Annotated in this window: 24 protein-coding genes and 1 tRNA gene; 18 read left to right on the forward strand and 7 right to left on the reverse strand. The window is 30.3% G+C overall.

Annotated elements, in window-relative coordinates:
* Nucleotides 1–39: 39 nt before the first annotated feature.
* Complete coding sequence (gene dcd, locus AJ884_RS07855; protein ID WP_002854086.1) at nucleotides 40–600, reverse strand: dCTP deaminase; 561 nt, start codon at nucleotides 598–600, stop codon at nucleotides 40–42.
* Between the two features lie 149 nt (nucleotides 601–749).
* On the opposite strand from dcd, the gene accB reads away from it, so the two are divergent.
* Nucleotides 750–1,205: an acetyl-CoA carboxylase biotin carboxyl carrier protein gene (accB, locus tag AJ884_RS07860; protein ID WP_002853623.1), complete on the forward strand. Its 456-nt coding sequence runs from the start codon at nucleotides 750–752 to the stop codon at nucleotides 1,203–1,205.
* 1 nt (nucleotide 1,206) lies between these two features.
* Nucleotides 1,207–2,538, forward strand: a complete 1,332-nt coding sequence (locus AJ884_RS07865; RefSeq protein ID WP_002871650.1) for an acetyl-CoA carboxylase biotin carboxylase subunit — start codon at nucleotides 1,207–1,209, stop codon at nucleotides 2,536–2,538.
* A 36-nt stretch (nucleotides 2,539–2,574) separates the two neighbouring features.
* Here AJ884_RS07865 and salC read toward each other — a convergent pair whose 3' ends face one another.
* Complete coding sequence (salC, locus tag AJ884_RS07870) at nucleotides 2,575–3,390, reverse strand: peptidylprolyl isomerase SalC (protein WP_002889770.1); 816 nt, start codon at nucleotides 3,388–3,390, stop codon at nucleotides 2,575–2,577.
* Between the two features lie 64 nt (nucleotides 3,391–3,454).
* On the opposite strand from salC, the gene gltX reads away from it, so the two are divergent.
* The 4 genes from gltX to AJ884_RS07890 are packed head-to-tail and all read left to right on the forward strand — an operon-like array spanning nucleotide 3,455 to nucleotide 7,383.
* Nucleotides 3,455–4,846 carry a glutamate--tRNA ligase gene (gene gltX, locus AJ884_RS07875; protein ID WP_002869091.1) on the forward strand — a complete coding sequence of 464 codons (1,392 nt, stop codon included), beginning with the start codon at nucleotides 3,455–3,457 and terminating at the stop codon, nucleotides 4,844–4,846.
* A 1-nt stretch (nucleotide 4,847) separates the two neighbouring features.
* On the forward strand, nucleotides 4,848–6,083 hold the full coding sequence (locus tag AJ884_RS07880; protein ID WP_002868535.1) for a malic enzyme-like NAD(P)-binding protein: 1,236 nt from the start codon (nucleotides 4,848–4,850) through the stop codon (nucleotides 6,081–6,083).
* Nucleotides 6,080–6,706 (forward strand): uracil phosphoribosyltransferase, encoded by a 627-nt coding sequence (gene upp / locus AJ884_RS07885; RefSeq protein WP_002874417.1) that lies wholly within the window; start codon nucleotides 6,080–6,082, stop codon nucleotides 6,704–6,706. Before AJ884_RS07880 ends, upp begins: the two co-directional genes overlap by 4 nt.
* Nucleotides 6,707–6,711: 5 nt before the next feature.
* On the forward strand, nucleotides 6,712–7,383 hold the full coding sequence (locus AJ884_RS07890) for an MqnA/MqnD/SBP family protein (protein ID WP_054829497.1): 672 nt from the start codon (nucleotides 6,712–6,714) through the stop codon (nucleotides 7,381–7,383).
* Here AJ884_RS07890 and AJ884_RS07895 read toward each other — a convergent pair.
* Nucleotides 7,380–8,030: a potassium channel family protein gene (locus AJ884_RS07895; RefSeq protein WP_002853664.1), complete on the reverse strand. Its 651-nt coding sequence runs from the start codon at nucleotides 8,028–8,030 to the stop codon at nucleotides 7,380–7,382. The genes AJ884_RS07890 and AJ884_RS07895 overlap by 4 nt on opposite strands.
* Nucleotides 8,031–8,040: 10 nt before the next feature.
* The gene (locus tag AJ884_RS07900) at nucleotides 8,041–9,384 is read right to left on the reverse strand and encodes a TrkH family potassium uptake protein (RefSeq protein WP_002864101.1); all 1,344 of its coding nucleotides are present in this window, start codon (nucleotides 9,382–9,384) and stop codon (nucleotides 8,041–8,043) included.
* A gap of 139 nt (nucleotides 9,385–9,523) precedes the next feature.
* Between AJ884_RS07900 and AJ884_RS07905 the strand changes: the two genes are divergently transcribed.
* The 9 genes from AJ884_RS07905 (at nucleotide 9,524) to AJ884_RS07950 (ending at nucleotide 15,980) form a co-directional block, all read left to right on the forward strand.
* Nucleotides 9,524–9,599: transfer RNA gene (locus AJ884_RS07905), tRNA-Phe, on the forward strand.
* A 528-nt stretch (nucleotides 9,600–10,127) separates the two neighbouring features.
* Nucleotides 10,128–10,418 carry a hypothetical protein gene (locus AJ884_RS07910; RefSeq protein WP_002788257.1) on the forward strand — a complete coding sequence of 97 codons (291 nt, stop codon included), beginning with the start codon at nucleotides 10,128–10,130 and terminating at the stop codon, nucleotides 10,416–10,418.
* Nucleotides 10,405–10,746 carry an HNH endonuclease gene (locus AJ884_RS07915; RefSeq protein WP_002788260.1) on the forward strand — a complete coding sequence of 114 codons (342 nt, stop codon included), beginning with the start codon at nucleotides 10,405–10,407 and terminating at the stop codon, nucleotides 10,744–10,746. Before AJ884_RS07910 ends, AJ884_RS07915 begins: the two co-directional genes overlap by 14 nt.
* Nucleotides 10,747–11,004: 258 nt before the next feature.
* On the forward strand, nucleotides 11,005–11,640 hold the full coding sequence (locus tag AJ884_RS07925) for a P27 family phage terminase small subunit (protein ID WP_052805372.1): 636 nt from the start codon (nucleotides 11,005–11,007) through the stop codon (nucleotides 11,638–11,640).
* A gap of 3 nt (nucleotides 11,641–11,643) precedes the next feature.
* Nucleotides 11,644–13,269 (forward strand): terminase large subunit, encoded by a 1,626-nt coding sequence (locus AJ884_RS07930; RefSeq protein ID WP_011049938.1) that lies wholly within the window; start codon nucleotides 11,644–11,646, stop codon nucleotides 13,267–13,269.
* 54 nt (nucleotides 13,270–13,323) lie between these two features.
* Complete coding sequence (locus tag AJ884_RS07935; RefSeq protein ID WP_002788265.1) at nucleotides 13,324–13,758, forward strand: type II toxin-antitoxin system PemK/MazF family toxin; 435 nt, start codon at nucleotides 13,324–13,326, stop codon at nucleotides 13,756–13,758.
* A 159-nt stretch (nucleotides 13,759–13,917) separates the two neighbouring features.
* Nucleotides 13,918–15,090: a phage portal protein gene (locus AJ884_RS07940; protein ID WP_002788272.1), complete on the forward strand. Its 1,173-nt coding sequence runs from the start codon at nucleotides 13,918–13,920 to the stop codon at nucleotides 15,088–15,090.
* Entirely contained in the window at nucleotides 15,087–15,629 is a 543-nt protein-coding gene (locus AJ884_RS07945; protein WP_002800770.1) for an HK97 gp10 family phage protein, read from the forward strand. Before AJ884_RS07940 ends, AJ884_RS07945 begins: the two co-directional genes overlap by 4 nt.
* Nucleotides 15,630–15,980, forward strand: a complete 351-nt coding sequence (locus AJ884_RS07950) for a hypothetical protein (RefSeq protein ID WP_002788276.1) — start codon at nucleotides 15,630–15,632, stop codon at nucleotides 15,978–15,980.
* On the opposite strand, the gene AJ884_RS07955 is transcribed toward AJ884_RS07950, so the two are convergent.
* A complete protein-coding gene (locus AJ884_RS07955) occupies nucleotides 15,968–16,231 on the reverse strand; it encodes a type II toxin-antitoxin system RelE family toxin (protein WP_002869971.1) in 264 nt (87 codons plus the stop codon). The two genes, AJ884_RS07950 and AJ884_RS07955, sit on opposite strands and share 13 nt — an antisense overlap.
* On the reverse strand, nucleotides 16,228–16,452 hold the full coding sequence (locus AJ884_RS07960) for a DUF6290 family protein (RefSeq protein WP_002869970.1): 225 nt from the start codon (nucleotides 16,450–16,452) through the stop codon (nucleotides 16,228–16,230). The genes AJ884_RS07955 and AJ884_RS07960 overlap by 4 nt, the downstream gene beginning before the upstream one ends.
* A gap of 146 nt (nucleotides 16,453–16,598) precedes the next feature.
* Here AJ884_RS07960 and AJ884_RS07965 point away from each other — a divergent pair, with 146 nt between their 5' ends.
* The 3 genes from AJ884_RS07965 to AJ884_RS07975 all read left to right on the forward strand — a co-directional run bounded on the left by AJ884_RS07965 (nucleotide 16,599) and on the right by AJ884_RS07975 (nucleotide 18,228).
* Nucleotides 16,599–17,579, forward strand: coding sequence for a hypothetical protein (locus tag AJ884_RS07965; protein ID WP_044601086.1), 981 nt, complete (start codon nucleotides 16,599–16,601; stop codon nucleotides 17,577–17,579).
* Entirely contained in the window at nucleotides 17,576–17,932 is a 357-nt protein-coding gene (locus tag AJ884_RS07970; RefSeq protein WP_070286605.1) for a DNA repair protein, read from the forward strand. The genes AJ884_RS07965 and AJ884_RS07970 overlap by 4 nt, the downstream gene beginning before the upstream one ends.
* Before the next feature lie 80 nt (nucleotides 17,933–18,012).
* The gene (locus AJ884_RS07975; RefSeq protein WP_002788282.1) at nucleotides 18,013–18,228 is read left to right on the forward strand and encodes a hypothetical protein; all 216 of its coding nucleotides are present in this window, start codon (nucleotides 18,013–18,015) and stop codon (nucleotides 18,226–18,228) included.
* On the opposite strand, the gene AJ884_RS07980 is transcribed toward AJ884_RS07975, so the two are convergent.
* Nucleotides 18,220–18,558: a hypothetical protein gene (locus tag AJ884_RS07980; RefSeq protein WP_038851012.1), complete on the reverse strand. Its 339-nt coding sequence runs from the start codon at nucleotides 18,556–18,558 to the stop codon at nucleotides 18,220–18,222. The two genes, AJ884_RS07975 and AJ884_RS07980, sit on opposite strands and share 9 nt — an antisense overlap.
* Nucleotides 18,559–18,579: the final 21 nt, after the last annotated feature.

Below are 18,579 nucleotides of genomic sequence, written 5' to 3' on the forward strand. Positions count from 1 at the left end.
TTGCTTAAGTTTTTTTTAAAATTAAAGCAATAAGTGTTCCTATTTTAAAATTCTTGGCAAGGTTATGCCAGTTTGGGCTTGATACTTGCCTTTTTTATCTTTATAAGTGGTGTCACATTTTTCATCGCCTTGCAAAAACAACACTTGCGCTATACCTTCATTGGCATAAATTTTTGCAGGTAAAGGTGTAGTATTTGAAATTTCTATAGTGATATGTCCTTCAAAACCTGGTTCAAAAGGGGTAACATTGACGATGATGCCACATCTTGCATAAGTGCTTTTGCCAAGACAAATAGCTAAGACATTATCAGGCATTTTAAAATACTCTATAGTTCTAGCTAGGGCAAAAGAATTTGCAGGAACTATACATACATCGCCTTCAAAATCTACTACATTTTCTTCTACGAAATTTTTTGGATCCACTACAGTTGAATTAACATTGGTAAAAATTTTAAACTCACGCCCTACACGTATATCATAACCATAGCTTGAAAGTCCATAGCTTACCACACCTTTTCCTATATTTGCTTCGCAAAATGGTTCGATCATCTTGTGTTCTAATGCCATTTTTCTTATCCAATTATCCGCTTTTAAGCCCATTTTTAACCTTTTTAATATTTGTAATTTTTTGTAAGGATTATAACCTAAAAAATCTATATTTTTTATGATTTTTTTCTTTTTTAAAGTTAAATTTCAAGTTTTTTTATATAATACAAGGTTAAGTTCTTAAATTTTTGTAGGAGAATTTTATGACAAAAGAAGAAATTAAAGAGTTAGTCAACCTTTTTGCTGAAGCAAATATTAGTAAAATTAAGATCAAAGAACAAGATGGTTTTGAAATAGAACTTGAAAGAGATATGTGCTGCGATGTTCCAGCTCCTGTTTGTCCTCCAGTTCCAGCTCCACAACCTATCAATGTAAGCGTTGTAAACGAAGCTCAACCTAGTCAAAGTGTAAAATCAAACAAACCAAGTATAAACAGCCCTATGGTAGGAACTTTCTATCAAGCTCCAAGTCCAGGTGCAGCACCTTTTGTAAAAGTAGGTAGTACGGTTAAAAAAGGCGATACTATAGCTATTATCGAAGCGATGAAAATCATGAATGAAATTGAAGCGGAATTTGATTGTAGGATCGCTGAAATTTTAGTTGCTGATGGTCAGCCTGTAGAATTTGGAATGCCTTTATTTGCGGTGGAGAAATTATAAAATGGAAATTAAAAGCATATTAATTGCTAATCGTGGAGAAATAGCACTGCGTGCTTTAAGAACGATTAAAGAAATGGGTAAAAAAGCAATTTGTGTGTATTCTGAAGCAGATAAAGATGCTTTGTATTTAAAATACGCTGATGCAAGCATTTGTATAGGCAAAGCAAGAAGTTCTGAAAGCTATTTAAATATCCCAGCTATTATTACAGCAGCTGAAATTGCTGAAGCAGATGCGATTTTTCCAGGATACGGATTTTTAAGTGAAAATCAAAATTTTGTTGAAATTTGTGCTAAACATAACATCAAATTTATAGGTCCTTCTGTGGAAGCTATGAATTTAATGAGTGATAAATCAAAAGCAAAACAAGTCATGCAAAGAGCAGGCGTACCTGTGATCCCAGGAAGCGATGGGGCTTTGGCAGGAGCTGAAGCAGCTAAAAAACTTGCCAAAGAAATAGGTTATCCTGTGATTTTAAAAGCAGCTGCAGGTGGTGGTGGTCGTGGTATGCGTGTGGTTGAAAATGAAAAAGATCTTGAAAAAGCGTACTGGTCAGCTGAAAGCGAGGCTATGACAGCATTTGGCGATGGAACTATGTATATGGAAAAATACATACAAAATCCACGCCATATAGAAGTGCAGGTTATAGGAGATAGTTTTGGCAATGTGATTCATGTGGGCGAAAGAGATTGTTCTATGCAAAGACGCCATCAAAAACTTATAGAAGAATCCCCTGCGATTTTGCTTGATGAAAAAACACGCACTAGACTTCATGAAACTGCTATTAAGGCAGCTAAAGCTATAGGATATGAAGGTGCGGGAACTTTTGAGTTTTTGGTAGATAAAAATTTGGATTTTTATTTTATAGAAATGAATACGCGTTTGCAAGTTGAACACTGTGTAAGTGAAATGGTAAGTGAGATTGATATCATAGAACAAATGATTAAAGTAGCAGAAGGTTATGCTTTACCATCTCAAGAAAGTATTAAATTAAATGGGCATTCTATAGAATGTAGAATCACAGCTGAAGATTCCAAAACTTTCTTGCCAAGTCCAGGTAAGATTACTAAATACATTCCACCCGCAGGACGCAATGTCAGAATGGAAAGTCATTGTTATCAAGACTATAGCGTGCCTCCTTATTATGATTCTATGATAGGCAAACTTGTAGTTTGGGCAGAAGATCGTAATAAAGCTATTGCAAAAATGAAAGTAGCTTTAGATGAGTTGCTTATAAGTGGGATAAAAACAACCAAAGATTTTCATCTTTCTATGATGGAAAATCCTGATTTTATTAATAATAACTACGATACAAATTATCTTGCAAGACATTAAAATTTCCCTATTAAAGGGAAATTTTAATTGTAATTTTTATCTTAAATATTCTATATTGATTTTAGAGCGGAGTTTATCAAAATAATCCTGTATGAAATTTTGTCTTTGTTCGCTTACATAAGCGTTTAAAACTTCATTTTTAACTTGTTCATATTCAGGAGTTTGTGCCCCATCTTTGCTTTTAACTTCATAGAGTTCATAGCCATTTTTTCCATTTAAAATAGGGGAAAAGCCTCCAACAGGAATTTGTGATAAAAGCCCTAAAAGTCTTGGATCGGCATTACTTGTGTTTAAAGATGCATTTTGTGGTTTAAGGATTGTTTTTTTTGTATTTTTGATATTTTCTAAAGTTTGAGGATTGTTTGATAGATAAATATTTGCATTAATTTGTGTATAAAAAGTGAATTTATCTTTATTTTGTTCGAAAAATTTTTTTGCTCCATCATCACTAAAATCAGTTTTTGCCATACTTGCGATTTTTTCATAAAGCTTTCTTTTTTCTAAATCTTTTTTAAAATTTGCACGAAATTGTTCATAGCTTTGATTTTTGGATTTTAAATTTGCTTTGAAAGCATTTAAAGTCGTTTTGTTTTGAGCAAGCATTTTATTTATAGCATCATCAAGCTCTAGATCATTGACTACAATACCTAGTTGTTTCATTTGTGAAATTTCCATTTTTTCATTGATGAGTACGCCTAAAGCTTTATTTCTATCAATTTTAAGTGCTTTCATAGTTTGATCTATATCATAAGTTGTGATAGGCTCTTTATCTACAACTACAGCTATAGCATTAATGGTATTTGCACTAGCTAAACTTGCAAAAAATGCAAAACTTAATAAAATTTTTTTCATTTCAAACCTTTGTTTAAGTATAAATATCGCATTATATCAATAAAAATTTAAGAAAAGGCAAAAAATGCACGAAAAACTTACAACGCGTTTTGCTCCAAGCCCAACAGGGTATTTGCACATAGGTGGACTTAGAACAGCTCTTTATAATTATTTATACGCTAGAAAAAATGGTGGAAATTTTTTACTTCGTATCGAAGATACGGATTTAAAAAGAAATTCCAAAGAAGCTACTAAAGCAATTATCGAAGCTTTTAAATGGTGCGGTTTAGAACATGATGGAGAAGTAACTTACCAATCAGAGCGTTTTGATCTTTATAAAGAATATGTTAAAAAGCTTTTAGATGAAGGTAAAGCGTATTATTGTTATATGAGTAAAGAAGAATTAGAAGAATTGCGCGCCAAGCAAGAAGCTGCCAAAGAGCGCCCAAGATATGATGGAAGATATAGAGAATTTACAGGCACGCCACCTCAGGGTATAGAGCCTGTTGTGCGTATTAAAGCACCTCAAAGCGGTGAGATTGTTTTTGAAGATGGGGTTAAAGGCGAGGTGAGATTTAAAGCAGAGGATATAATGGATGATTTTATCATTGCAAGAAGTGATGGAACTCCAACTTATAATTTTACTGTTGTTATTGATGATGCTTTAATGGGGGTAAGTGATGTGATTCGCGGAGATGATCATCTTTCAAATACTCCTAAACAAATTGTGCTTTATGAGGCATTGGGTTTTAAAATTCCTAAATTTTTTCATGTGGCTATGATACATGGAGAAGATGGTAAAAAGCTTTCAAAAAGACATGGGGCAACTGATGTTATGGAATACAAAGAAATGGGAATTTTACCTCAAGCTTTGCTTAATTTTCTTGTGCGTTTAGGTTGGAGCCATGGTGATGATGAGGTTTTTTCATTAGAAGATTTGAAAAAACTTTTTGACCCTTATCATATTAATAAAAGCGCATCTTGTTATAATGCTAAAAAGCTTGAATGGCTTAACGCTCATTATATTAAAACTTTGCCTTTTGAAGAGATTAACCGTCAGCTTAAGGATCTTGGCTTTGATTTATCTGTTTGTGAAAAGGCAGGATTTTTACTTGATTTATTAAGAGAGCGTGCAAAAACCTTGCATGATATTATCAATGGTGCAAAAAGTATAGTTAATGCGCCGCAAAATTATGATGAAAATGCAGTACAAAAATTTATTAACAAAAATAATTTAGAATTGCTCCAAGCATTTGCTAATACACTTAAAGATCAAAAAACAGGTAAAGATTTTGAAGATTTTACAAATGATTTTTTAGAAAAAAAAGAAGCAAAGTTAAAAGATTTGGCTCAGCCTATACGCATAGCTTTAACAGGGAGTGCGGTAAGTCCTAGTATTTTTGAAGTATTAGAATTTTTAGAGGTTGATGAGTGCAAAAAAAGAATAGAAAATTTTTTAAAAGTTAGAGGAAAATAAAATGAATTTAAAAGAAGAAGCTTTAAAATACCATTTAGGTGGGAAAATTGATATTGTACCAAGTAAGCCAATGGCTACAAGCCATGATCTATCTTTGGCGTATAGCCCAGGAGTTGCAGAACCTTGCCTTGAAATCGCTAAAGATAATGAGCTTGCTTATACTTATACAAATAAGGCTAATTTAGTAGCTATAGTTAGTGATGGTTCTGCTGTTTTAGGACTTGGAAACATAGGAGCGCAGGCTTCAAAACCTGTTATGGAAGGTAAGGCTTGTTTGTTTAAAAAATTTGCAAATGTCAATGCTTATGATATAGAAATTGATGTTCATAGTGTGGAAGAGATTGTAAATTTTTGCAAAGCTTTGGCTCCAACTGTGGGCGGGATAAATTTAGAAGATATAGCTGCTCCAAAATGTTTTGAAATCGAAGCGGCTTTACAAGATTTAGGAATTCCTGTAATGCACGATGATCAGCACGGAACAGCTATTATTTCAACTGCAGGGCTTATGAATGCAATGGAGATAAGCGGTAAAAAATTTAAAGACATTAAGGTGGTTGTAAGTGGCGCAGGTGCCGCAGGTATAGCAAGTGCTAAGATGTATAGAAATTTAGGGGTTGAAAATATTATTTTAGTAGATAGCAAAGGAGTGATTTCTAAAGATAGAAATGATTTAACTCCTCAAAAGCTTGAATTTGCTGTTGATTCTAAGGAAAAGACTTTAAAAGAAGTTTTAAAAGGAGCTGATGTTTTCCTAGGACTTAGTGCGCCAAAAATTCTTGATGATGAAATGGTTTTAAGCATGGCAAAAGATCCTGTGATTTTTGCTTTGGCAAATCCTATTCCTGAAGTGATGCCTGAAGATGTAGCTAGACTTAGAAAAGATACGATTGTAGGAACAGGAAGAAGTGATTATCCAAATCAAATCAATAATGTTTTAGGTTTTCCTTTTATTTTCCGTGGGGCTTTAGATGTGCGTGCAAGTAAAATCACTGAAAATATGAAAGTAGCGGCTGCTAAAGCATTAGCAGATCTTGCAAAACTTCCTGTAAGTGATGCAGTTAAAAAGGCTTATAATTTAAGTACCTTAGAATTTGGAAGAGATTATGTCATACCAAAACCTTTTGATGAAAGAGTAAAAGCTGCAGTAAGTACAGCTGTAGCAGCAGCTGCGGTAAAAGATGGTGTGGCTAAGGTAAAAAATTTTAACGAGAAAGCTTATTTTGAAAGCTTAAAATGAAAAATATTCATTGTATCAATCATCCATTGATCGAACATAAGTTAGGAATTTTAAGGGCTAAAGAGACAAAGCCCTTTCAATTTCGTATGTTAATCGATGAAATTTCATCTTTTTTGCTTTTTGAAGTGAGTAAAGATTTTTCTTTAAAAGAAATTGAAATTTCAACACCTATACAAAAAACTATAGTAAAAAAACTTGATGAAAAGATTATGATTTGTCCTATTTTAAGAGCTGCATTAGGAATGCTTGAAAGTGTTTTTAAGATGATTCCTGATGCAAGTGTTGGGTTTTTGGGGTTTGTGAGAAATGAAGAAACTTTAAAGGCGGATTTTTATTTTCAAAAACTTCCCAAAGATGCAAAAAAACGCACTGCTATTGTTATAGATCCTATGTTTGCTACAGGTGGGACTGCTATAGATGCTTGTAATTTTTTAAAAAGCCAAGGAGTTAAAAAAATAAAATTTATATCCATACTTGCTGCTCCACAAGGTTTGAAAAAATTTAGCCAAATGCATGATGATGTAGAAGTTTTTGTGGCTTGTATTGATGAAGGTTTAAATGAAAAAGGTTATATTATCCCAGGGCTTGGAGATGCAGGAGATAGAGTGTTTAACACTCTATAAAAGAGATGATTTTTGGAAAAATTGATTATATTAATCTTTTACCTTTACATATATATCTTAAGAAATATCCCCTACCTAATGGTTATAAAGCAAGTATGGAGTATAAAAAAGGAGTTCCAAGTAAGCTAAATAAAGATTTATTTTATAGAAGAATTGATGCAGCTATCATTTCAAGCATAGAAAGTGCTAGAAAAAAATATAAAAATTTAGATTTGGGTATTTGTGCCAATAAAAGAGTTTTAAGTGTATTAGTAGAAAAAAATACATCAAATGCCAAAGATCCAAGTTCAGCAACTTCAAACGCTCTGGCTAAAGTATTAAAACAAGATGGAAAAGTAATTATAGGTGATAAGGCTTTAAAGCTTTATCTAAAAGATCCTTCTAAATATATCGATTTATGTGTAAAATGGCACGAAAAAACAGGATTGCCTTTTGTTTTTGCTAGATTTTCTTGTGTGCAAAAAAAAGCTTTATATAAACAAATTTTGAAAAAATTTCCAAAAACAAAGATTAAAATTCCTTATTATATACTGCAAAATTATGCCAAAACAAGGGATTTAGATATAAAAGATGTTAGATATTATTTAGATGAAGTTATATATCATAAAATTTCTACCAAAGAAAAAACAGCCTTAAAGCGTTTTGTAAAGGCTTGTAAGGCTTTAAATCTTGCTTAGTGTTCAAATTCTCTAAGTTCTTTAACTGTTCCAAGGAGTATTACAACATCTCCACTATAAACTGTCGTGGTTTCTAAATCAGGTAGTATTTCCCAGTCACTATTTAATTTTTTATAAGAAATCACTTTCATATTTTGTGCTACATGTTTTAAAGAATTTCCTGCTAATTTTTCATCTATATTGATCTTAATAGCTCGTATAGTATTTGCTGAAAGATCAAAAACTTCATAATCAGCATCTTTAGTTAAAAATTCTTTTACTAGTCTTTTAGCACTTTCTTTTTCAGGATAAATAACCTTTGTTGCACCTAACTTAGAAAGAATTTGACCATGGATATTAGAGGTTGCTTTAGCAATGATATTTTTAACACCTATATCTTTAAGCGCCATAAGAGTAAGGATTGATTTTTCAACATTTTCTCCTATGCTAACAATAACAACTTCAACATCATGAAAGCCTGCTTCTTTTAGGGCTGAAATATTTGTAGAATCTAAAATATAAGCATAGCTTGGAGGATTTTGTATACTTTTTAAAGCTTCCTCATCTTTATCCGCAACGATAACAGTATGACCTCCAGCAATGAGTTCATCTGCTACAACTGAGCCAAATTTTCCAAGTCCTATGATTCCATAATTAAGATTTTTCACGATTTTACCTTTATAAATTAACCTTTCCTTCAGGGAATTTTAAATGAATAGCTTTGTCTTGTTTGAATACCGAGAGTAAAAAAGCAAAAACACCTATCCTGCCACTTAGCATCATAATGATGATAATCACCTTACTAGGATCACTAAATAAAGCACATAAAGATAAAGTTCCACCATTTCCCACTGAAATTCCTACGGTTGCAAAAGCCGAAGAAGTTTCAAAAAGCAAGGCTATAAAATCAAATTTTGACTCTAGCAAGGAAAGCAAAATAACAGCTATTACTATATAAACAGCTGAACCTACAGCTATAATAAAAGCTTTAGATATAGTTTCTCTTGGAATTTCATGTCCAAAAATTCTAACTCTTCCATCGCGGATACTCCAATAAGCATAGAGCAATAAAACCATTACAGTTGTTACTTTCATACCCCCAGCTGTTCCACCTGGTGCACCACCAATAACCATAAACAATGATCCAAAAAATAAGCTTGCATCATGCAAATGTCCCATATCTAAGGTATTAAATCCTGCTGTGCGGTAATTAATAGCGATAAAATATGAGCTTAAAATTTTATCAAAAAATGAAAAATGTCCTATAGTTTGAGGATTTGAGTATTCAAAAGCAAAAATAATAAGCGTTGAAGAGAAAATAAGAAAAATACTTGCAACAACAACCATTTTTGTATGTAGGCTTAAATTTTGCAATTTTTTTCTTTGAAAAAAGTATAATTCAACCAAAACAAAATATCCAAGCCCTCCAATAATAATCAAAGAAGTGATAATAAGATTAATTGCTATATCATGTTTATAAGCTATAAATCCATGTTCAAATATAGTAAATCCAGAATTATTAAAAGCGCTAATAGAATGAAAAATTCCAAACCATAAAGCTTTCTTAAAATTCATTTCAAGGGCAAAACGCATGGTGAGAAGTATAGCACCTATCAATTCTATAGTAAAAATGAACAGCAAAACCTTTTTAAAAAATTTAAATAAACCATCCATTGATGGATAAAATAAAGACTCTTTTAGTAAATTTCTTGCACTAAAACCAACTTTTTTGCGTATGAGTATATAAACAAATAAACCTATACCCATATATCCCAAGCCTCCAATTTGCACCAAAGCTAAGATAATAATTTGTCCTGCTAAGGTAAAATCAACCGCAGTGTTCTTAACTACTAATCCTGTCATACTAACAGCAGATGTGCTTGTAAAAAAGGCATCTAAAAAATCAATAGGAGTTGTATGTGCCCAGCTTGAATGTAGCAATAAAGCCCCAAACAATGCAATAATAATATAACCAGCTAGTAAAATTTTAAAAGTTCGTCTATCTAGTCCAAATTGTTTCAAAAAATTTCCATTTGATAATGATCTAAAGCGGGTATTCTATCTTATTAAAACTTTAAGGGAAATAAAATTTTATTTTTGTATTTAAACTTAAATTAAAGAAAAAAAGATACAATTACATTTTTACTTTATCAAACATTGTGGTTGGATAGCTCAGTCGGTAGAGCAGCAGACTGAAAATCTGCGTGTCGGCAGTTCGATTCTGCCTCTAACCACCACTTTATCTTTCAAAAAATCACATCACATACTTTTTTTATATAAGATTGAAATATTTAAAGAACTAAAAGTTATTTTTTAAAGAAAGAGTCTATAGCTTATATGTAGAATGGTGGATTTAGCAGAATATTAAAAAAAGTATCTAAATACCTATAAAATAGATATTTTATATTTTATAGTAACCCATTAAATAACCCAGTTTTCTAATATGATTTTTTAATATTAAAATCCGATTAAAATGCCTATAAACATATTTCTTAAAATCCGATTAAAAATGATATGTGCTTTTATTAAAATCCGATTAAAAACAATACGATAATCTTTGCCAGTGCTTTTTAATATAATAGTGTTTGTATAAAAATATAAAAAATGGTTTTTGTTTTTTTGCTTTCTTAGTAAAGAGCAATAAGTATTCCATAATTGCTAATTTAATCTTTGATTAATAGTTTTATTATTTTTTATATATTATAATTTTTAAATAAAAATATCATTCCTTAAAGCTTCGTTTGTTAATTACTTAAAGACTTCTTATGTTTAATAAAAAAGATATTATTGTTAATGCAGTTCCCGTTAAGCTTTTTGCAAGTAATTTAGGTTTGTATGATAATTTTTATAGAAATGTAAATGAGCTTAAAAGTGGTTTTAAAATCAAACAAGTAGGAAATAATTTTTTTGTTTTACTTCCTGATTGGTTTATAAAATTGCTAGAGATAGGATATGATTGTTATGTGATTAAGCCTTATGATGATTTTAAATATGAATTTAAAGTTGAACTTTCTAAAAAAACTGAAATAGGATTTTACAAAAATGACAATTTATAAACTTTGCAAGTGTGGTAAGAAAATACAAACTCATTTAAGAACTTGTGAAGAATGTGATAAAACTTTTAAGAAAATAGCAAACAAAAGATATGATTGTTTTAAAAGGGATAAGCAAAGTTCAGATTTTTATAATAGTGTAGCTTGGAGAAAATTAAGAAATGCTTTTATAAATAAAAATCCATTTTGTATAAGGTGTGGAAAGTTTGCAAAAATTGTAGATCACATTATACCTATTAAGCAAGGTGGCAAGAAATTAAGTGAAGAAAATTTGCAAAGTTTATGCTTGGCTTGCCATAATGAAAAGACTAAAAACGAGCTTAAGGGGTAGGGTATGTAATCTCTATGAAAGCCAATCCTATACACCGAAGCGGTAGACACGAAAAAATGCGAGCCAGTTTTTTACATAATGTTATACTTAACCTACTAACTAACCAACCAAAACACAAGCAAAGCAAGGTAAAATCTTTATTTGAAATTTTTATTTTTATCAAAAGCGTTCTAAAAAAGCCAAATTTTGCTTTAAATTAACTAACACGCATTTTAACGCCTTAAAATATCATTAAAATACAAATAAAAAAGGCGTTTAATGCAAAAAGAATTTTTAAACATTGATGAGGTTTTGCAAATTTTAAACATTAATTCTAAAATCTATTTGAGTAGATATTTAAAGAAAAATGGTATAAAAGTATTAAAAGGAAAAGCTAAACCCTATCCAAAAGATGAAATTTTAAGACTTGCTAAAAAAAGACAAGATGAAAATCATTACAATTCTAAACAAAACGAAGTTATTTTGTATATTGATGAAAATTCGATAAAAGAAAAGCCAAAGGCAAATAAAACAGAACAAATACAAACGCAAGATGATTTTAAGCCTTTAAATTTAGAAACTATAGAGCAAGAACTCACACAAAAAACTATCAAAGATTTAGAAAATTTAGGCATTTATAATCCTTTAGAAAATGATATTATTAAAACTTATGTTAAAAATCTCATTTTTTTAGAATGCACAAGCAAGGAAATGGAGAAAAAAGGTTTTACAACAAGCACAGATAAAGGAACGCCTATTGTAACGCCTGAACTTATAGCTTTTAATTCTTTGACTAAAAATGTTATAGGCTTAGCAAAAGTTTTAGGCATAGGCTCTCCAAATCGTGCAAGGCTAAATTTAAAAGATAAAAAAGAAAAATCAGCTTTTGATGTGCTTTTAGAAGATGAAAGTTAAATTATGGATAAATTAAGAGCAAGAGAAGATATATTAAATTACGCTTTAGCTTATATTAAACAAAAAAACAAAGAATTTGAAAACTCGCCCTTTTATATTGATGAGAAAATAGCTAAAAAAGCGGTTTTATTTATTTCTCTTTTAAAGCACACCGATGGCGAATTAGCCGGTAAGCCCTTTCAGCTTTTAAATTTTCAAATCGAGTTTATCATCGATATCATCGCCACTTATTCTAAGGAAAAAAACGCCAGAAGATACTCTTACGCTTTGCTTTTTATCCCAAGAAAAAATGGTAAAACCGAGTTAATCGGAGCTATTTTGCTTTATTTTTTATTTATTGATAAAGAAAAGGGTAAAAAAATATATTGTGCCGCAAATGAAACCGAACAAGCAAAATTAGTTTTTAATGCTGCTTCATCTATGGTAAGCCAAGAAGAAGAATTAAATAAAATGTGCTATCAATATAAAACCTATAGAGAAATACGCAAAAAAAACGCTAAATTTGAAGATTTTATAAAGGTTCTAACAGCTACAAGCGAGACAAAAGACGGCTTAAGACCTTATGTTTTTATTTACGATGAGCTTCACGCTGCTAAAAATGGGGATTTATATAAGGTTTTAGAAGAAGGAACGGCAAGTCGTGTAAATTCTTTATGTATAGTCATTTCAACAGCAGGATATAATCATTTTGGAGAGATGAAAAAGCAATATGATTATTGCAAACAAGTTAAAAATGGCATTATAAACGACCCATCAACTTATGCAAAGATTTATGAGCCTGATGCTGATGATGATTGGAACGATGAAAAAACTTGGATCAAAGTTAATCCTGCTTTGGGTTATGGCGTAAAGCTTGAAAAATTAAGAGAATATTATCAAAAAGCTTTAGCAAACGCAAATGATGAGGTGAGTTTTAAAACAAAACATTTAAATATATGGACTTCAAATGCTACTTCTTTTATAAAAGATGATGATTTTTTAAAATGCAGTTTTAAAGAACTTGATTTAAAAGGCGATGTTTATGTTGGACTTGATCTATCTGCTACTACTGATTTAACTGCTTTGGCTTTAATTTGCGAAGTGGATAAAATCTTACATGTGGATTTTAAATTTTATGCACCAGAACTTAGTGCAAGAGAGAGAAGTAAAAGAGATAAAGTGCCTTATTTAGAATGGGCAAAACTTGGCTTTTTAACTCTAACACCAGGTAATAGTGTTGATTATGACTATTTAATTAACGATATCTTAGCTCTAAATAAAAAATTAAATATCAAAATGATAGGTTATGATCCATGGAATAGTTTAGAAGTAGCCAAAAAGTTAAGCGATGAAAATATAGAGTGCGTTCAGATTAGACAAGGTTTTGCAAGTATTAGCGAACCTTTAAAAGAATACCAAATCAGAGTTTTAAAACAAACTTTAAATCACAATAACAATCCTATTTTTAGATGGTGTAATTCAAATTTAGTTATTGATCAAGATGCAAGAGAAAACATAAAGCCTGATAAGAAAAAATCAAGTGAAAGGATAGATGCAATTTCGGCTTTAGTCACTGCAATCGCCACTAAAAACAGCATAGAAAAACCAAAAATCAATGTTTATGAAAAAAGAGGTATAAGGTTTTTGTAGCTTAATAAATTTAGAAGTAAAAATGAGTAAAATTATATTTTTCAAGGAGTTTTTTTGATAAATTGTAATGATAAATTTGATAAATGGAATAATGAAAAGAAAAAACTACAAATAAAAGAAAATAAAATAATAAGCATAGGTAAGATTTATTGGGTTAGCATAGGACAAAATATAGGCAGTGAAGTTTATGGAAAACATAATGACTTCAAAAGACCGGTTTTAGTTTTAAACAAAATATACATTGAGGATTATGTTAATCTTTTTGTTGGCGTTCCATTAACAAGCAAAATAGAAAATAAAACAGGTTTTCTTTATCATCACTTCACAGATAGTAAAAACAGAAAGCAAGTAGCTCTATTATCACAAGTAAGAACCTTTGATACTAAAAGAATAATAAGTTATTATAATGGAAAAATCAAAAAAGAAGATTTAGAAACAATTAGAGAAAAAATAACAAAGAAAATAATATCCCCGCACAGGGCGGGGTAACTCGTAAATGAGCCAACTCTCCTTATCAGAAGAAGTCTAAAACCTACTTTTAAAGTTTTACAATTCTTATGATCACTGAGAAATTATATCATTTTTTTTATAAAACGCACTTTAACGCCTCAAACTTTTTTTAAAATAAGTAAAAAATAAAGGTTTTGCATGTTCAATAAAATAAGATCATTATTTACAAAAAAAGCACGAAATAATGAATTTGTTAATAGCTTAGAAATTTTATTAGAAGATAAAATAAAAGCTGAGGAGCTTTCAGCAGTAATTGCCGCAATCTCAAATATTAGCGAGACCATAGCATCTTTGCCATTAAATTTATATCAAAGAACAACTGATGGATCAAAACTAGCCTCTAATCACCCCTTATATGAACTCATCAAAATCGCACCAAATGAAACAATGACACCTTTTACACTCTTTGAGGCTTTTATGGTACAAATGCTAATTTATGGCAATGGTTTTTTATATCCTGTTAAAAAAAGAAACGGGGTGATTAATTCTATAGAACTCATAGAAAATAAAGACATTAATATCTTTAAAATGAATGGAAAGTATTTTTATCAAGCTTACTCAAAAAATGGCAGTATTGTTTTAAATTATGATGAGGTTTTAAATGTGCCTTATCATACTAAAGATGGAGTAAAAGGTATCGCACCGCTTAGAAAAAGCAAAAATACCACAGAACTTGCAACAGCTATAGAACAGCACGGACTTAGCTTTTTTAAAAATGGAAGTTTTACAAGTGGCGTTATATCTGTGCCAAATGAATTAAGCGAAGAGGCATATTCGAGATTAAAACAATCCTTTAAAGAAAATTATAGCCAAAAAAAAGCTTATAATATTTCTATTTTAGAGGGTGGAGCAAGTTATGCACAAACTACAAGTGCGAATAAAAATAGCCAGTTTTTAGAAAGCAAACAATTTCAAGTGATAGAAATCGCAAGACTTTTTAATATCCCACCGCACAAACTTGGAGATTTAAGTCGTGCGACTTTTTCAAATATCGAACAACAAGAGACAAATTATATGGTGCAAACCATAACACCTCTAACAACTAAAATCGAACAAGCCCTAAATCGCTTTTTATTAAACCAAAATGAAAGAAAAGAATTTTATTTTAAATTCAATATCAACGCTATTTTAAGAGCTGATAGTTCTTCAAGGTGGGAAAGCTATGTAAAAGCTTTAAGTAATGGCGTGATGAGTATAAACGAAGTAAGAGCCTTGGAAGAAATGAACCCAATTGATAATGGAAACGATCATTTAATACCGCTTAATCTCGCCAAAATAGATGAAAAAGACACACAAAAAGGCAATCAATGATAGAAGTAAAAGGCTTGAACGAATTAATGAAAGATTTGCAAAGCATAAGTAAAAAAGCTTTGCCAAATGCGGCTAAAAAAGGAGCTTTAGAAGTAGCAAAAGAAATCACAAATGATTATAAAAAGAATATTCCTAAACAAAGCGGACTTTTAAAGCAAAGTGTTAAGGCAGTTTCTAGTTATACTTTAGAAAAAGGTGTTTATCGTGCTGCTTCGGTTGTTTTTAGAATGAAAAAAGTAGGTATAAAAAGATTTGAAAAATTAAAAAATGCTAAAAAATGGACACAAGCAAAGAAAAATGAGAGAAAACAAAGAATGGATTATTTTGCGAGTGCGTATTATGCTCATTTTATAGAGTATGGATTTTTTCATAAAGGCGGAGTGAAAAAAAGTGCAAAAGGAAAACCAAATATAAGCGGAAAAAACACTTTTGTAAAAGGCACTTATACCATGCAAAAAGCAAAAGAGAAAATAGACCCAAAAATGCAAAGCTTGGTTACAACAAAACTAAATGCTGAGTTAGACAAATTAGGATTTTAAATGAAGGAATTTTTAAGCGATTTTTTAATGGGACTAAGCAAGGAATTAAATATAGAAATTTACCCACTTTCAAGGCAAAAAACAAAGCTAGAAAAAGCATTTTTAATTTATGAAATCACAAGCGAAGAATTAAATTTAAGTATAGATGATAAAATCTTAAGCAAAGAATTAGAAATTAATTTGAGCCTTTATACTCCAAAATACAAAGATTTAAGAGAGTTAAAAAGCAAAATTGAAAGTTTTATTTTAAAATTTTATAAAAAACCTATTGAAATTTTAATACATGGAGAAGATAAAGATGAAGAGAGTGGATTTTTTACGAGTGAGATTTTTATCACTTATCGTTTATAAATTTCTTTTCTATGTCCTACTTCAAGACAAAGAATAGTTAATTTTTCATCATTATTTAAACAGATTAAGCGATAATCATTTATCCTATAACGCCACAAGCCTTTTAAATTTCCTTTTAATGCTTTGCCTTTTTGATTTGGACTTTCTAGGCTTTGTATTTCTTCTTTCCATTTTTTGATTTGTTTTTGAACTTCTTTATCTAGTTTTTTAATTTGCTTTACTGCTTTTTGGCTAAAATCAATTTGTATCATAAACCAAGCTCTTTAAAAAGCTCATCAGCACTAATGCTTTTTTTACCGCTTGCTAAATATTCTTTATAAGCAACTTCTCCTATTTTTGCATCTTCTAAGTCTTCTAAAAATTCCATAATTAAAGCTTGAATAATTTCTTCTTTGCTTGTATTTCTTTCTTTGGCTATGTTTAAAAAAGCTTGTTCTTTTTCGCTTGATAATTCTATATTTAGACTAAGCATTAAAATTCCTTTTTTTGAAAATTATAACAAAAAATTAGAAAATAAAATACAAAAATATAGTTTTATGAAAAATATCTCTTAATACGCATTTTAACGCCTTAAACTTTTTATAAAATCTCCTTACATTACTTATATAAGGAGAAAAGATGTCAAAAGACAAAATAATTACAGATGCCCCTGATGTGCAAGGGCTTAGAGTTTTAGTTTTATCTCGTGCTATGGAAAGTTTAGGAAAAGAAGCTATTCAAGCAGGATTTTTAACAAGTATTTCAGGTCTTAAAGGTGGAACTAGAGAAAGTCAAAAACTAAGCCCAATCAACGATAGAGATTATGAAGAAATCAACGCAGTGGGTAAAAAAACTTCAGCTACTGTAAATATGAATTTACTTTATAAATTTGTTAAAGATGGTAATTTAGAAAGCTATGAGGGGGTAAATTATTTAGAAAAAGCTTTTGAAGAAAATGAAGAAGTTTTTATCATCGTAGAGATTAATGATGAGAGAAAAACCACGCTTAAAATCAAAATGAAATTAACAGGCTTTGAGCTTCAAAGCGAAGCAAATAATAAATTCAGTGCAAATATCACAGCAGAAAAAATAGGCGAAGCTAAAGACATCACACCTTTTAGATTTGAAGAAAGTCAAAATATAGAACACACTACAAAAGCTTTAAATGTGGGCGATGTGATGAGTGATAAAAAAGGTAAAATTATTTATTTTTACCCAAAAGAAAGCACACTTGAAAAACCAGAATTAAACGATGAAAGAATGGTTTATGTTTTTGATGAGGTGCGAGGTGTTGTACCAAATCCTAGCACACAAACTTTTAATGAAAACAATAAATTTATAACCACAAAAGAAGCTGATAAAGTTTGGGAAAAAGAAAATGATGAAAATATTATTCATGAAAGCAAAACCGAACCAGAACAAGGGCAGACTTATGAGGAATTAAAAGGAAAAACATTATATTTTTATCCAAACGCCTTAACACTTCTTTATCCTGCAAATGAAGATATTCGCAAAAAATACACCATAGATCAAAGCTCAGGCATAGCAAGTGAAGCCACAATGCAAACTTTTTTAAATGGAAAATTTAGCGATGCTTTAAGAAAAGGAGGTAAAAAATGAAATTCAATGACTTTTTAAAACAACATTCTTTAAGAGAAAAAGAAATTTTAATCGAAGGTATTGATGAAAAATTCACAATTCGCCAACTTTCTATGCTCGAACAATTAGAGATTATGGAAAAAAATGGCATAGAAATACAAGAAAATAAAGATGATAAAATCAGCATCGATTTTATTAAGAAGAATTCAAATTTTAGAAAAGAAATCATCTTAAAGTGTTTAGTAACTCCAAAAATCGATGAAAAAACCTTTGATAATATCAATCAAGAGGGTTTAAACATTATCGCAAAAGTCGCAGACGAAATTTTAAAATTCACAAATGAAGTCCCAAAGCAAGAGAGCAAGGGCGATTAATTTATCGCCTTGCCCTTGCATTAGGAAAAACCATAGGCGAGTTAGAACAAAGTATAACACAAAGTGAGTTTAACGAGTGGATGTATTTCTTAAGCACCGAGCCTTTAGCAAGTGATAGAAACGAAATGCAAATGAGTATTTTACTTAATATGTTAGCTTCTTTTATGGGTGTAAAATCGACTAATGAAGACTTTTTATTATGCTCTCATTTAAAACATACTAAGCAAAATACTAACGAAAATCAAAAAATCGATATTAAAAAATTACAAGATGACTTTTTAAGTCTTTTAGGATAGATGATGGTTTATTTCTATATTGAATTCTTTTTCGTTTGGATAATTTTGCAAAATTTGCTTAAATTCTCTCGTATAATCATCGCCAAAAGCATTATTTTTGATAGCAAATTCCAAAGCAAAAGCACTCATAAGCACACTTTTACCTTGCTTTGTTTTTATGAAATTTTCATGAGCTTCTTTAAAGGCGATAAGCTCTTTTTCGCAACTTTTATAATCATTAAGAAATTTTTCATTTTTAAATATTTTTTGGCTTTTGCTCCACATCAGAAAAAAGACAAAACAAATAAAAACAAAAGCAAAAAAATTAAGCTCTATATATGGAAAAAACATAATTTAAAAACTCCATTTTTT

It is taken from the genome of Campylobacter sp. BCW_6463, assembly GCF_001762785.1.
GTDB classification, from domain to species: Bacteria; Campylobacterota; Campylobacteria; order Campylobacterales; family Campylobacteraceae; genus Campylobacter_D; species Campylobacter_D jejuni.